The 15577-nt window shown below is 44.7% G+C and carries 10 protein-coding genes; all 10 read right to left on the minus strand.

From position 1 onward, the window contains the following. Positions 1-1032: a type I-C CRISPR-associated endonuclease Cas1c gene (gene cas1c, locus QD47_RS24595; RefSeq protein ID WP_044648585.1), complete on the minus strand. Its 1032-nt coding sequence runs from the start codon at positions 1030-1032 to the stop codon at positions 1-3. Further along, positions 1029-1688 (minus strand): CRISPR-associated protein Cas4, encoded by a 660-nt coding sequence (gene cas4, locus QD47_RS24600; RefSeq protein WP_044648586.1) that lies wholly within the window; start codon positions 1686-1688, stop codon positions 1029-1031. The genes cas1c and cas4 overlap by 4 nt, the downstream gene beginning before the upstream one ends. Then, on the minus strand, positions 1675-2541 hold the full coding sequence (gene cas7c / locus QD47_RS24605; protein ID WP_044648587.1) for a type I-C CRISPR-associated protein Cas7/Csd2: 867 nt from the start codon (positions 2539-2541) through the stop codon (positions 1675-1677). The genes cas4 and cas7c overlap by 14 nt, the downstream gene beginning before the upstream one ends. After that, positions 2542-4467, minus strand: coding sequence for a type I-C CRISPR-associated protein Cas8c/Csd1 (cas8c, locus tag QD47_RS24610; RefSeq protein WP_044648588.1), 1926 nt, complete (start codon positions 4465-4467; stop codon positions 2542-2544). After that, a complete protein-coding gene (cas5c, locus tag QD47_RS24615; RefSeq protein WP_044648589.1) occupies positions 4464-5186 on the minus strand; it encodes a type I-C CRISPR-associated protein Cas5c in 723 nt (240 codons plus the stop codon). Before cas5c ends, cas8c begins: the two co-directional genes overlap by 4 nt. Before the next feature lie 204 nt (positions 5187-5390). Next, positions 5391-7811 (minus strand): CRISPR-associated helicase/endonuclease Cas3, encoded by a 2421-nt coding sequence (locus QD47_RS24620; RefSeq protein WP_044648590.1) that lies wholly within the window; start codon positions 7809-7811, stop codon positions 5391-5393. A gap of 441 nt (positions 7812-8252) precedes the next feature. After that, a complete protein-coding gene (locus QD47_RS24625) occupies positions 8253-12683 on the minus strand; it encodes a hypothetical protein (RefSeq protein WP_044648591.1) in 4431 nt (1476 codons plus the stop codon). Next, on the minus strand, positions 12667-13422 hold the full coding sequence (locus QD47_RS24630) for a DUF6063 family protein (RefSeq protein WP_044648593.1): 756 nt from the start codon (positions 13420-13422) through the stop codon (positions 12667-12669). Before QD47_RS24630 ends, QD47_RS24625 begins: the two co-directional genes overlap by 17 nt. Further along, on the minus strand, positions 13406-14950 hold the full coding sequence (locus QD47_RS24635; RefSeq protein ID WP_044648592.1) for a hypothetical protein: 1545 nt from the start codon (positions 14948-14950) through the stop codon (positions 13406-13408). Before QD47_RS24635 ends, QD47_RS24630 begins: the two co-directional genes overlap by 17 nt. Beyond that, on the minus strand, positions 14947-15577 hold a 631-nt coding region (locus QD47_RS24640), incomplete at its 5' end, for a Wadjet anti-phage system protein JetD domain-containing protein (RefSeq protein ID WP_044648594.1). The genes QD47_RS24635 and QD47_RS24640, both read right to left, overlap by 4 nt.

Below are 15577 nucleotides of genomic sequence, written 5' to 3' on the forward strand. Positions count from 1 at the left end.
CTACTTCCACAAAAATGGAGGGTACTCGTCCAGATCTCCCCGAATATGTCTAGCCAAGAGCAAAGCCTGTGAATAGGGCACAAGCCCCCAAGACATTTTCTCATTCAAATAAGGATGAATAATCTTCTCCTGCTTGCGTTCCTGCCATGCCTTCAATACTATTTTTCTCGTATCATCGTCCATAATCACAGCGCCATTTTCTTTTTTGTAAAATCCTTTGCCATGAATCAACTTTTTGTTAATCAATGTAAGGACAAAACGGTCGGCATATACTCCACGAAGCTCTTCCATCACATCCAATGCCAATGAAGCTCGCCCAGGACGATCTCTATGCAGAAAACCTACATAAGCATCCAATCCGACAGCTTCCAGTGCAGATTTCATATCGTTGGATAGAAGTGTGTAGGCAAAGGATAATAAAGCATTGACATTATCCAATGGCGGGCGTTTATTGCGTCCGTGGAAGTAAAAATCCTTCTTTTGCTGCAAAATCAGCTCATCAAAAACCGAATTGTACTGTACAGCCGCCGCACCCTCCAAACCACGCAAAATGTCCAGCTCCTCCACTTCACGGACTTGCTGCATGGCCCCTGTTAAAGAAGCAGTCACCTTTTTCATTCGATCAGCGTCGATACGCAGGGGATAGTCCCTTGTCGCCCGCTCCAAAATCCATTTATTATTATATATCTTGCCTATAATCATATTTCTGGCTACAAGAGCACTTCTTTGGTCATCATCGGAAATCCGATACTGTTCTTTTCGGAGTACCACATTTCCACGACTCTCTCCGATCACACGTGCCAGGAAACGTCCAGTTCGCGTCATAAAGGTTAAATCTATATTGCGTGATGCACAAGCACCCATCAGACCCGGACTTACCCCTGCATAGCCAAAAGTACATATAGCTTCCAGGTTATGCAAAGGGTAGCGTGCAAGAATGGCCTCTTCTTGTTTAATCACAATATTTTCCCCATCTAGTGACAAGTACGTATCCGGCAAGGTGACAAACAACGTATTCAGTAATTTTTTCATTCAGCTATCCTGCTTTCAATGAAACTGGAAACAGATCTTTTATTTAAAATTTCCGGCACACAGATATGTTGAAGCGAGCAGCTTTGGCAATGTGGCCCCGCTTTGGCTTTTGGGGTGTGATTGCGCTCAAAATAATGCCGCATTTCCTGAATACTTGCTCGCACCCGTTCACGGTCAGACGGAGTGATCACGACCTCTACCCGATGCTTGATCTCATCGTAATAAAAGTAACCTTTTGCAATATCACACACGAGCATTTCTTCAAGACACATCACTTGTGCGACTAACTGGGAATGATCTGAATCATTTCGTTTGGACTTGCCACGCTTGTATTCAACAGGAAAAGGAAGGTACATAACCTCCTCCCCTGCCAGCGGAACCCCATGAGGATCCCGTACAAACTCTACGACGTCACAGATTCCAGTAATACCAAGCTCTCTGGAGTGTATAGGTAATGCGCGTACGATGAGCTTATCTCCTCTTTTTTCACGAATCATGGGCTGATCCGCTTTTCGGTGTAAATGATCCCCCTCGATCGTCCGCACGTTTTCTTCCCATTGCTGCTCAATGTGAATTAACGCCCATTGTCTTCTACAAAAGTTAAAATGCTGAATACCGGATAGCAGCAAATAATCCTCTTCGTTATAGCCCTGCATACTCTTGAACCGTCAAGCCTTCCAGCGGTTGAAGCGTACATACGTAATCCTCAAAAGATCTCGCTTCACTCACACCTTCTTTTAGCAGAACTTGCAGTGAACGATGGACTTTAGCCGAAGAATATTGTCCTAATTTGGATTGATGCTCCCACCAGTACAGATGATGAACTTCCATACTCCCATCAGGACGTGCGGAAGAGGTGTCATTTTCAAACAGTGTTCTCAAAGCTTCCCGAATTTTCTCCGCATCCTCATAGGTAAATCCGGTTTTTTCCGCCAATTGTGTATTTATACTTCCATAAAAAACATAGACACCAAAATCAACCCTGTGCTTCATCCCCATCGTATCAGAGCTTTTTTTATTAGGGTCCTTAGGGGTTACTGCATTGACGCTCTTCGTAATCTGCATACTGGAAATATCAATAGGAGCAAGGCTAACCGCCGTATGTATGGACACAGGTCCACGAATCCCAAGGGATACATCCTCTTTGGTAAAAGCAAATACTTGCCCAAAACTTCGTACATCGATCCAAGATTTGCAGGCTGCTTGGGCGTAAAGCTCATTGTTTTGCTTTTTGCCCTTACCAAATTCCTGTACTTCCGCATTAGCGTCTACACGTTCTTTAATGCTGCGGTAAGTATCCACACGTCTTTCATCGGATTGTACAAGAATGGATTCCCCTATATCTTGTAGACGATTACGGATTTTTCGTTTAATGCATACATCGGAAATTTCACCGTAACCGTCATAATTTTGGCGCGGACGATTGCCATTTAACGGATCACCGTTCGGGTTAGCATTACGGACTGACAGTACAACGGCAAAATCAATTTTATGGTCAAGTACACTCATTTATATGATCTCTCCCTGTTCATTATTTTCCTGGTCTTGTTCGGTATCAGTTCCTATTTCCTTATCTTTCTTGCTCGTGTACAAATCGTTACGCTGGCTGTAAAATCCGAGCAGGTACAGACCGCTTAATGGTTTGTCCGTAAAATTCTCAGCTTCTAGCTGTGCACCTACCTCATCCAGCAGGCGATTGTAATATCCCGCATCTGTTCCCATTCTTGCCTGATAGGGTTGAATATTCGACTGGATAATCATCCAGGTTCGACTAGGCCGTTGTGCAAAAGCATTCATATAACGAACCGCATTTGTAGCCCGTTTTTCTTCTCGACCCAGTGCCCTTCTTTCCAGCACATCCGCAATCGCCAACATCCTGCCAAACAAATAGCTGCGGTCTTTATTTTCGGTATTTAAAGCCACTTCAAAGCCCTCCCTCTCAAATGTTTTGTTCACCAATGCACAGGTGATGCCGAGCGTCTTCTCCCACTCCCATTCATCCAGACCCACTGGATTCGAGGCACGAATAACCGCACTACGTACAATATCAAGCGGAATTTTTCGTCCGTCAATAATGCATGGAAGCATCCGTTCAATTAAACCTTTGACGATCTTGTCATTCGCTCGTGGACCATAGGCAGCAAAGGCAATATCTCTCGTTGCAGGTGCTCCAATAAAGGTAATGTTCTTGTTATCTGCACTTTTCCGATACCGATGTTGCCAGTAACAGGTTTCGTGCCAAGCTTGTAACCGATCCAGAAACATCTCCTTGTTCAGATCACGGTAATATACCATTGCCAGCCGCCCCGGTGTCGCCGCATCCAATACCATAATGATGACATTGGAGGCATAATCGCCATCATAACGATAACCGCCGATGGCGCGGCGCACTTGATTAGCAAATTCCTTATGAGTGCTATCTCCTCCTGTCGGCTCTTCATCCTCATCTTGATATAGGCTGAACGTATCACCGAGCGGATCAGGCATGTCCAGACTTTCTAATCCCCACACAAGGAAAACTCTACCGTCCACAGTAATCCCTTGACGTTCGATCAGCCACTTCAAGGCATTGTGAGCCTTCTGGGATACTTCGTAGCTGACCGTCGCCGCATTGCGGCTGCTACGAAATCGTCCCCGATAGGTGAAGCCGTCAGAATCATTCGCTGAAATCAGCTTGGATTTATCTGCGGAGTTGCGGATACGCGAAGTATGTTTGTCTGCATAAGGCAACAGTTCACCCGATACATAACATAAGTCTTTTTCCTTTAAGCTCATCTCATAAAATTGGATAAAAGATTGCTGAACAGATGGGTCACGCCATAATCTGGACTCTACCTCCCCTGGCACCTGAACCGCGAAGCGAATAAAAGCCGCACTTTGATCGGAGACGATTACTTTGAAAATATCAGGCTTTTCCCCACGCTCCGCTTCTAGTGCTGCCGTCCATTTTTCAATCAACTTGCCCTGAGCGTCAATCCAGAGAACTTTGTCCCGAATCAGATCTGTTATGAGAGTTCCTTTGGCCAGATATTCATGAACGCACTTTACCTTCGAGTGCCCATAGGGAGATTCGCACCAGGAACGCAATTGCTTCATATAATCTGTGTGTGGCGTTCCTTTTACTTCACCGCAATATTGTACAAAGTCGCCTGCCACATAGACAAGCTTGTCAAAGAGTGGATACGGAACTGGAGCGCTTGTCCGACTAGCAGAAGCCTCCGTACATGGAATAATGGTGCTCCCCTCGTTTTTGTCGATAACCTTTGCAGAAAGATAGTTACCCTCCCTGTCCAGATTAACCTCTATGTGAGCGCTCTGTGTCGTATGGGATACGGGGATCAACGCGTATTCACGGTTATTTTTCTTTTTCTCAAATTGCCCGACAGCATTCGTATGATTTTCATACGTTTTATATAAATTCGCCAGCCAGTTCATTCGCTTCCCCCATCCACGAACATTTCTTCGTACAGACTGTCCACATCCTGCATGTTGGCAGAGCTGAACGTTTTTACTGTCCCCTCACCTGTTTTACGTATCAGTGGACACTTCTCCGGGCGAATAAAGCTGATTATACCGTGTTGCATTTTGGCTCTCCAAAGACGGGTTTCCCGTTCTTTACGACCGGTTTCATCCGGATAGCTGATCCCATGCACCATCGTACCAAAATCAATTTCAGGAACCTCATCGTAGTCCCCCGCTCCTTCGCCGAAAACGCAGGGTTCAACGTAGCCCTGGCATTCACGCGTGCCCAGAAAAATATCTCTGCGTCCTCCTGCTTTGACCGCCCGTTTAGCAATATTATGGTGCTTATGTTCGTTGCGGTCATAAATGAGGTCTTCGCGATGAAGATTGAATTCAAAATACGCACGAACCTGATAACGAACGTCTTTGAGATAAGTATAGTAAGCCAAGGTATTTCCCCCGCTATATTCAATAGGGCGAATTCCCTTTGATTCCGTCTGGATGACATTCATAACTCGAACCTCGTCTATATACCAGATCAGGGTGGGCTTCCAGTAGATGCTTTCCGCAATCCCCTTTAAGCTTTCATAACTAGGAACCTGATATGAAAATTTTTCGCCGCCAAGCTTGGTTAATGGGTCTGTGAAAAGACCGTATCTCCCGAACACCTCAAATTCAATTTGATTCCGCATTTTTATCCTCCCTTCTTATAAAGGATTATTTATAATCATAAAAATTACATTCTCAGCATATACTATATTCCAAATAAATACAACTATTAGTTTGCAGATTGATTGTGTCCCTGATATTGTGCTACACTCAATGGGTCGCTGAGAAGCGTGGATTGAAAATTATACAGGATTATTTGAGTGCCCGCCTTTGGCGGGTTTTCTCTTTTAGATCATAGCCATCGACCATTCTCCTTCACCCTCTGACCCAACTCCAAATTGCCTAGAATAAGCCGTTTCCCTCAATGCCAGAACATGACCATGCAATAAAGGATATAGATCACCGTTTTTCTCCAGCTTTTTTAGCTCATAGTCATAGATATTAACGACATAGGGTTGCAGTTTCCGCAGTAGCCCACCCAATTCCCAACTGTCCAGTTCACCATTAAACGCTAAGATTAACTCTTTTGCTTCGTCATTATAAGGTACCAATACTGATGTAGCCTTGTTACTGATGACCTCAAAATATTGCTCCGCAGTCGCTATAGATGGGCGGCTTAGAATCTCGGGATTTTTACCCCACTTTTTCTTATAAGCTCCATAATAGTCCTTGTTTGCACTCAACAATTCGAACAAATTTTTTTCCAGCTTGGAAACGGGATAATCCATTTCTTCTTTAATATTGTGATAGTAATATTCAAAATAGGCTTTCATTGCTGATGCAGATAATAAATCATAGTCGAATCGTTGCGGGTCCTGCTCAAACTCATTTAATATACGCTCTGTCTGTTCCCTGCCAATCTGAATTTCAGGCAACCTTGAAAGATTCTCGTCAGCCGATTTAATGATATACACATACCGTAGCTTATCCTTGCCATGTCGGTTACATCTACCTGCTGCCTGCGCAATAGAGTCCAGCCCAGATAGTGAGCGAACAACGCATTCAAAGCTGATATTGACTCCTGCTTCAATAAGCTGCGTACTAACACAGATGACACGCTCATTTGCCTCAAGGGCCTGTTTTAGTTCGGACAACACATCTTTACGATGGGCCGCACACATATTCGTGCTCAGATGAAATAATCTTGCGCCACCTTCTCCCAATCCCTCACGTTGGTATAATTGGTCAAATAGCTTACGCACAGCCATTTTTGTATTCAGAATCACAAGCAAACTGTTGACTTCTTCCATTTGTTCTTGAACAAAGTCGGCCAGTTCCTCGGCTCCCCACCCCAAAGTTGTTGTGCGATTCACCACTTCTACCCGTTTGAAACTTTTGCCCACCTCATCCATATTTTCAATAATTTCGGCCTGATCGGAAAAATGAAGCTTGTGCTTTACAAAATCAAGGGCGGGTTGCGTCGCTGTACAAAGCAACAAACTGGAATCACCCATAATGTGCAAAAAATTTAGTGCTGCGTTGAATAAAGAAATACATTTCACAGGTACCGACTGAACTTCATCAAAAATAATGACTGAATTCGACAACTGATGCAATCTTCGTACATTACGCGTACCTTTCGCATAGAAGGTATTCAGAAACTGAACCATAGTCGTGAAAATAATCGGGCGATCCCATGTGTCTCTTGCTAACTTTATTTTTTTCTGATGCACGTCATAATCTTCGTTCTCAAGCTCATCTTCTCCCTCAATTACGTTAGAATGATGCTCCAGTATCATATCGTCTTCCTGCAAGATACCCCTGATTTCCGCAGCATTTTGCTCAATAATTGTTGTGTAGGGAACAATGTAAATGATTCGATCCTTGTTAAAGGTCATCGCATGTTTAAGCGCATATCGCAAGCTTGCCAGTGTTTTTCCTCCGCCTGTAGGAATGGATAGCGTGTATATACCGGATGGACGTAGTGCAAAATCGTCACATTGCCGGGACATCTCACGTCTTAAACGATTAATTGGCTCTTCAGAATCACTTTCGTGCTCAAGCGTCACCAGCATGTTTGTCAAAGCATCATAGCTTCTTTTAAAAAACGAATGACTATCCAGAGGTTGTTCCGTTTCTTCGTCCTCTTCAAACTGCCGGGTATTGGTTCGGTCCGCGTCAATCAGGCAGCTAAATATGTACTTCATAAGAAGGGAAGCAGCAATAGAAGGAAGTTTGTGCTGTTTAATAAGGCCTAAATAATGCTCTAGTTCCTTCCTAGCCTCAGAAAAATATTGATCCAGCTCTTGTTGTGAAACATGCTCAAAAAATTCGGATTTTGTTTGCTCAAATTCTTCCAAGTCCTTAGAAACCCGTTTAAAAAAAGGAGAAGTCAGCTCAGGATCAATAAAGTCCCGTAAACCTTGGTGATGGGAAATGATACAATTTCCGACCCATTCCGCAGCAACCTTGTCATTAACGGAAGAGGAATGGTGGTAACGGTCAAAAAGGAATTTACCACCCGCTGTTGAATGATCTACAGAACCTCTGCGTGGAGGTGCATCCGGATTAGCCACAGCTTCTTGAATATACTTTTTGAATTCGTTTGTATTTTTCCCCAGATCGTGTAGCCAACCCGCCAGTCCAGCCAAATGACGGACGCCAATTTTCCCACCAAAACGCTCACAACTCTCTTTCACTTCCTGTAAATGATCTTTCACTGTCTGAATACATCCGTCTTTCTGTCGAATGTGAGCTATATATTTCATTCAACACGCCTCCTGAACCAAGTCTTTTATACTAATAAGATAATAAAAAAAGGTACAAAGACTTATTCACTTATATATCTTCATTTCGACATCAATTGACAAATTCCTCCTAAAAGATAAAATTTCCAGTCAATTCACCAATACAATCAATCATTGTTTGTACCAGCGAAAAAGACTAATACAGAGAGAAAGAACATGTATACCACGCTTTCATTCATCCTCTATAAATTAAGAAATCCCCAGAGTCTTTCCTCTGAGGATTCAAAATTTTTATAGAGCGGACATATTTCAATCCACGCACTCATACAGAGTACCCTATATCCGCTTGCTTTTATATTTATCTCCTAAAGTGCATAAAATCTACTTCCACAAAAATACAGCCGTGTACAGGCAATGAATAGAAGATCATTCACATGATCTAACGGCGGACGCTCATCATACTTATTCAAAAAACTCTAATTGCTTCACTTCACCTATATACACCTTGGACTCAGGAGCATGATCGCGAAAATAGGCCTGATCCATCTTTTGGCGGGGATCAATGATTTGCTTGCCAGGCTCGCCAGCGACTCCACGGAGCCGACAGCTATACATAACTGGAAAATAATCCTGTAGGAATTTGCCCTCTGCATGTGCTGTCAGAGCAATAATCTGAAACCCTAGCTGCTCCGCAATATAAAATACGGGACTAAGCACATGGTCACTGGATGCCTTGCCGAATGGATTATCGAGAATGACTACCCGGTGTCGCTTCATCTGCCCCTGGATATGCTGTTTACGCTCGGCTACATAATTTAGCAAGCCCAGAAAAAGAGTCATGTTCTTACTCCATCGCTCTCCACCAGACCAGGAGTTGGACGTCTCCCAGGAGAACTTGGCACTTGTGATCTGTTGATCATTTGTAACCTTATGGCAACTAATGTGGATGGTTTCATGCTTCAGCACTTTCTGCAATAGTTGCTTGGAATCCAGCCACTTCTCCAAATCTTTACGTACTCGTGCAACGGAGTTCTCGTTATGTTCAGCCTGATATGGGGTACGATCCAACTGCTCAACAATCCAGTCAATATGAGCATGAATGCGTTGTTTACCTTCTACTTCTTCCCATTCCGGGATTTTGAATACGTAGATTTCCTTGCTTCCATTCGCTGTTCTAACACTCGTTTTCTTAGGAAGGTTACGCAACTCCTGTACAATCTGTTTTAAGTGCATATGGATATGGGTAATAAACTGCTGTAGCTTCTGGTCCTCTGTCTGCAAGTGTAGCTCTGCAATTTGATTCGTCTTCACGATACTCTGTCTGAGCAAAGACTCGAAACCAATTAATTCTTCGAGTGTATCGTTTTTCTGTACTCCACTCTTAGCCATCTCACGTTGCTTCGGATCTTGAATATATTTGTTACAAAAATCCAGGAAGCGCTGCTTGTGATCTTCGACCCTAGTCTTCTCTCGGTCCAGTTGCTTTGCTCGTTGCTCCAGTTCCTTAATAGTAGCTTCGCTATGCTTGTATGCCTGATAGAGCCACTCGCTGCGTTGCTCCTCCGTGAGCTGCGCGCTCTTCAATTGAGGATCGTCGAGCTGATACAACTTAATGACCTGATTCCACTGATTCAGTACCTGTTCAAATTTGCGTTGTTGCTCCTCCGTGGACTTCATCACCTTATCCACCTCACGGAGCTGGAGACTCAGTTCCCGTTGTGTTTGCTTGATTCGTTCATGTACCTGCCTCAGTGAACCTTGGAAGGATATTGGTGATTGATCTCCGTGGTCTTGCGCATACCGACTCAATAACTCCTTCACTACACCTCCCTGCTGATCACGCTCCTGGCGCCTACGTTCAAGCTCATCCCTGATTTTGTGGACTTGCTCTCTAAGTTCTTCACACTTCTTCCACATACCTTCCAGTCTGTTTTCAACGTGTGGTGGTAAGTCCAGCTCCATGATAATATTGGAATGTTCTTTCCGCAGCACAGCCATCCCTTGCTCCGCCTGACTCTTTTCACGTATCAGGCTCTGCTGCTTACCTTCCAACTCTGTACGGGACATCATCATTTGCCGACGCTTCATCTTCAGATTTTCATGCTCATCCCTTAATCGTTGCAGACCCAAGGAATTTTCCAGCGGGCTATATGCCTGAGCCTCTATATACAATTCGTCCTCTCGCATATGGATGAGCTTGCCTTCGAGAGCTGTGATCTGTTTTTCAGCCTCTCTGCATTGAAGATCCAGACTGATTTTTTGCTGCCTGAATGTATCCATATGCTTCTTTTTCAGGATCATTTGCTCTCGCACAAAGACCAGTTCGCGCTCCAACTCACCATTCTTTTGAATAATGGCTACCCATTCATGCCCTAGACTCAAACGACGTTCCAGCTCCACGCTTTGCTGCTCTTGTACCCTTTTCTTTTGCTGTAATTCGTCCTTTTGCTGGTCCAGATGTTTCATTTCTCCATCCCATAATTCCAATCGCTTCTGCAGGATATTACGTCGATCACTAAGTTGCTCCAGAAGCTGGCGCAGTTCATGTATGCTCTCCATCCTATACTTATCAAAGAAACGTTCTGTTTGCTTCAGTGCGCCTCGCCATTGCTCAAGCTCATTCTCTTGATCTTCTCGTTCCTGCCTGGCTTGTTCCGCTCGTTCCTCTGCTGCCTGCTTCCATACTTGAAATTGTGCAGAATCCTGTATGTCCATCCACAGTCCAGGTTCAACCCAGCTTTCTCCCAACGACGACTCTCCCGCCGAGGTTATGGCTAGCATTCGCTTCGCATCCTCCGTTGACAAAACCCTTATCGGATGCTGGAGCTTGCTCGCAGACTGTCTTAGCTTTCTCAGCAGCTTCTCTTTCTCGTGTACGGTGGTTAGTAGCGTAACTTCCCAGAGTGGATGTTCACTGGCTTGCTCACTCTGTTCAGCATATTGCACTCCAAGCTGAAGCATGGAGAATTCATTACTCCAATGGTGAACCAGTTCAGCAGCATACGGATCAGCAAAAAATACACTTTGTTGCTGATAATCATCTACATAACGATAAGCCATCCTTTCCTTATATAAAAGATCCTGCTTCTGTCGTTCCTTATGTCCAATCCCGCTGTTCAGACGATTGCGAATCGAATCTGCCTGAGTGTGCAGGGACGTCACCCGGCTCCAAGCAGGATGCAATACAGATAATTCCTGAACCATCTGTGCATGCTCCTGATCGAATGCTGTTAGCTGAGCTTGTACATTACCCAACTCTTCTCTAGCCTCGGCAAGCTGTGCTCTTCCATCTACTTGTAGCTGCTGTAATCGTCCTTTCTTTTGCTCCATCTCATGAAAAACTTGTACAGATACGACCATCTCACTTTGTAGTACAGTGTATTCTTCCTTCCAGAGTGGCATCTCGCGTTCAACCGTTTGCGTCTGCACGTTGCTCAATATTTGTCTGGAAATATCTGCGGCTCTACCTTTATGGCTGTCATATTGTGTTACGATTCTACTCTCTTCTTTTCCAAGCTGCTCACGAGCCTGATTTTCCATATCTTCACTTGTGGCAGATTCATCCCGCTGTTGCTCCAATTTCCTCCGTTGTACTCCCATGTTTTCAAGGATTGCCTTCTGCTTCTGTTCCTCCTGCATGTAAAACGCTCGCAGATGCCGACCATTCCGGTCCCACTGTACCTGAAGCTCCTGCTCATCAACCGATTGCTCCAGTTGCTCCAACTGATCATGGATATACTCAAGCCTGACTGCGGCTTCTCTCTGCCGTTCCCGTATCTGTGCATACCGGATCGAATAATACTGCTGTTCCTCAGAGGCAGTACGATCCTGCAATGCTTCATATTCGTCCTGCACCTCGTAATACACGGTTTCCAGAGCTTCCAGAGCTTCTTTAGCCTGTGCAATCTTCAACGAGTCAGTCTGCTTCTCCAGCAGTTTGTCTTGACCTTGCAGTTCATTTTTCTGCACTTCAAGCTGCTGTAGTTCTGCAAGAGTCGCTTGCTTCATATCCTCAAGGTATTGCCATGCCGCCTTCGACTCTCGCCGTAGCTGGTCATAATCCTTCTTCTGCTGGTCATATCGTGTATAGCCTTCCACATACTCTTGCAAATGGATAAGGACATCTCGATTCGTATCCATTTTCTCCTTGAGTTCCTTATATTGTTTAAAGCTATCTTGTCGAGCCTGGAAAAGATCAACAAAAGCCCCTTGCTTGTACCCTTCCATTGAGCTTTCAATGGTCGGAATCAGGAGACGGTCAACGAGTTGAGAAGTGGTCTTACATTCATCAAAAAAGGCTTCGATCCCGCCTTCATTGGAATTAATCTTGGTAATGGCAGCCCACTCTGTGGAGATAATATGGTACTGCTCCTCCAAATGTTTTTTATACTCATCAATGGTGTCGAAAAAAGTCCTGGAGGTTAGTTGGAAATTCTGCTGCATCGACATATAATAATCATGAATTTCTCCTTTATCACTCACCCGTTCTCGATCACCCTGAGTCTTCGTGAATGGAATCTGTTCAATCCGGTGCTCGTCACCTTCTCCATATTCATGAACATAGCGATAAGAGCTCATTCCATTCGTGTCCATGAACAAACTGATACAGGTTACAACATACCTGCGCCGGGGCTTCTCCGCCAGCAACCACTCTATTGCAATATGAGCCGGGCCATTTTCCAGCGCAAGAGTATCCTTCATTTTCCGTCCAGCCAACTCAACATGGGGTATTACAGCCTGAAGCGCCGTCTGGATAAAGACCGTCTTGCCGCCTCCATTCTCCAGCACAACCGCACCATTATGGCCATCAAAATGAAAGATCGAATCAGTATACCGCTTGGCCCCGGCTTCATAGACAACGTTAGTGAATCTGACTTTAGAAATGGTTGGCATGGGGTTCCTCCTTTGCGGACTCCTTAAATGAATACAGAAATTCAAGAATTCCCCGATTGTATTCTGCTTCCATAAAGTAACGCTGCACAATAATCTTCGTCTTTTCCGTCAGGTCAAGCTCGTCCGGTCCAACCTGATTTACCAGCTCCTGCTCCAACATGAAACGTCTGACGGTGTCCAGAAAGCTAATACGGCTGATCGTCTGCCCACTCTGTCGTTTGGCATTTTCCTTAATATCGTCCATCGCATTCCAGCGTTCAATGATGTCGACCCATCTATAGGAGAATTCCTTACTCAGACGTTCCAACAGTTCATCCCCATGCTCCTGCAATACATCCACTCTCTCCTGCACCAGAGTCAACCAATCATTCATATTCAGGAAATTGCGCGTCGGCTCCATCGTCTGGTAGCTGTCATAGAAGCCCCCGATGAACACGATCACAGCCAGATACATGAGATATAAGTCCGCGTTAACAGCACTTCCACGCAAATATGTTTTTTTCAGCATGTCGTTACTCATATGAAACGGGGACAGTCGCGTGAGTGGAATCAGATAGAGCTGTCTCCCAGCCGTCAGTACAGTACATTCCACCTCTGCTGCAAATTGATCCACTAACCCCCGCACTTTATCATCTGTCTCATATTGTTGCAGACTGTCTGCACCCGCCTCACCCTGCCGGGCCAGCAACGTATAGATTTGAAAAGCTATCATCACTTCTTCCTCAAGATATTGCATCATAAGCACCTGCCAATTCAATGATCATCTCTTGTATCACGTACCGATCCGTTACTTGCAGAAGTTCTGTAGCTTCATACACTGTTAGTTCATACCCATTCAATGCATCCGTCATAGCCTCATATAAACTCAAGTCACTCTCATCAGCTGTTTGCTGTTCGCGTTGCCGTGCAGAGATCGGACTGCGCTGATGAATCATCATCCAATAATCATAAAAATTCCGGCTCTGAAGCAGATTCTCCCGACCCGTTTGCTTTACATAGGACACAAAATCACTCAGAGTGAATTTGGAACTTTCACGTACCTTTGCACATTCCAAAAGTAACGAGAGCATATATACGATGACTTTTTTGCGTTGTAAAGTGAAGGAATCGTCTCCCCCAGTATCCATTACCAGAAACCCTTCTGGATCAGTATGGACCCCGTCCTTACTGTGAATCTGCTGTTTATTAAAAACGGTCAAGAGCGACCATAACGGATTTTGTTCTACGGTAAGAAATGGAGAAATTACACCCCGTAATGCATCTGGAGACAACGGATGACCTATAATTATTCCTGTGATGTCCTGTTCAAAGTTGAAAGAGCTGATCCCAGTGTAATATAGCGACTCCTTGGCTGCCCGTAATGCCTGCGAATCCAGTTCTATGCTTTGCTGAAGCAGATGGGTATGTTCATTATGAACCTTTTCCAAATTGGCGGAGATACGGATAATCAGCTCATAGGGGCGTTGGAACCTTGCCTGTTCCCGATCTGCATAGATTCGGTCTCGTGTCTCGCGGACGAAATCCCGCAGCTCCACGAACTCCTCATTCTCACGATTTAATCGCAGATGGATGTCCTCAAGTAATGAACGATAACGTTGAAAAGTCTCGTCGGATACAATATTACGTTTAATCTCGTACTCCACTCTGCGAATACGTTCTTGCAGAGTCTCTACATCGACCTCCATCTCATCAATCTGGCGAAGTGCGCCTTGAAATTCACCCTTTTCCAGTTGTTTACGCAACAATAGCTGATGAATGGACAGTTGAAATTCCAGATAAAATTCTTTGGTGGCGAATACCAACTCTAACCCATCTTCATCTAATGTGTAATATTGAACCTGCGTCTGTGCATCGTATTTGTCCGTTCGCAAAATAGAAGTTTGCAGGATTTCTTCTTGTCCTGAGTCCAGATTGTAAAATGGCATTTCACGCTTACGTCCATTCGCTGGACGGAACACCTGTAGAATTTTGCGCCCGATATCCTCCAAATCTGGTTGTTCCAGCTCATAATGTGGAGCGAGTGCTTCCTTTAAAAATTGTATGTAATCTCTCGTACTCGTTTTTTGACTGCGTAATAGCTTCTTCTCAAAGAAAAACAGAAGTGTCACCAGACCCAACTCCATCATAGCTATCTGCTTGCCATTACGGTCTGCTTTTCGTTGCCTTCTCAATTCAAACAAAGGGTCAAAGAGGGCTATCTTGCCCATTCGTCCTGCAAACCCGGATATAATTTCACTGGCATCTATGCCTGTTACCGTCTGTTTCATACACCCAATCTCCCAATCGCAAGTAATTGTTCCTGGCTGAGCACTTCCTGTGGGATGTACTGACCATTACGCAGCATATTTTCCAGCCGCTCACCTGCTGCTTCTGGCAGGAACGTTCGACAAGCAGCCAAATCAGCTTCGCTTCGTATCTGGTTCAGCTTCCCCGGCACACCCTTACGATCCAGACAAGCTAGATAAAATCCCAGTGCCAGCTTCACCGCATATTTGACCTGCAAAGCATGCCAAATTCGAATGCCTTCCCAGTCCAGGTCTCCAAAATAATAAAAAGCATGCTGCACATCCTGCACCGGATACTGTAAACGAAACATCTCCAGATTACCAACTATTTTCCAACCAGAGCCAAAGATCAGGGTGGAAAAAGGTAGCGTGGGCAGCCCTGTTAATAACGCCTGAAAGGTTGTTTTGTTCTCGACAATCAAATGAGACTGGTAAGGTTGAGAAGTTTCCTGGGAAGGATTAAACGCCCACATCACTGGATCGCTGACAGGTATAATGAGCATCTTGTTCCATAATCCGAGACGATCCAGAACAACCTTTCCCCCTCCATCTGTAATCCATTTTTCATCCCCCGTTAATTGGTAGCTTCGCTCGGGGGCTGGCACTTCA

This window comes from Paenibacillus terrae (assembly GCF_000943545.1).
GTDB classification, from domain to species: domain Bacteria; phylum Bacillota; class Bacilli; order Paenibacillales; family Paenibacillaceae; genus Paenibacillus; species Paenibacillus terrae_A.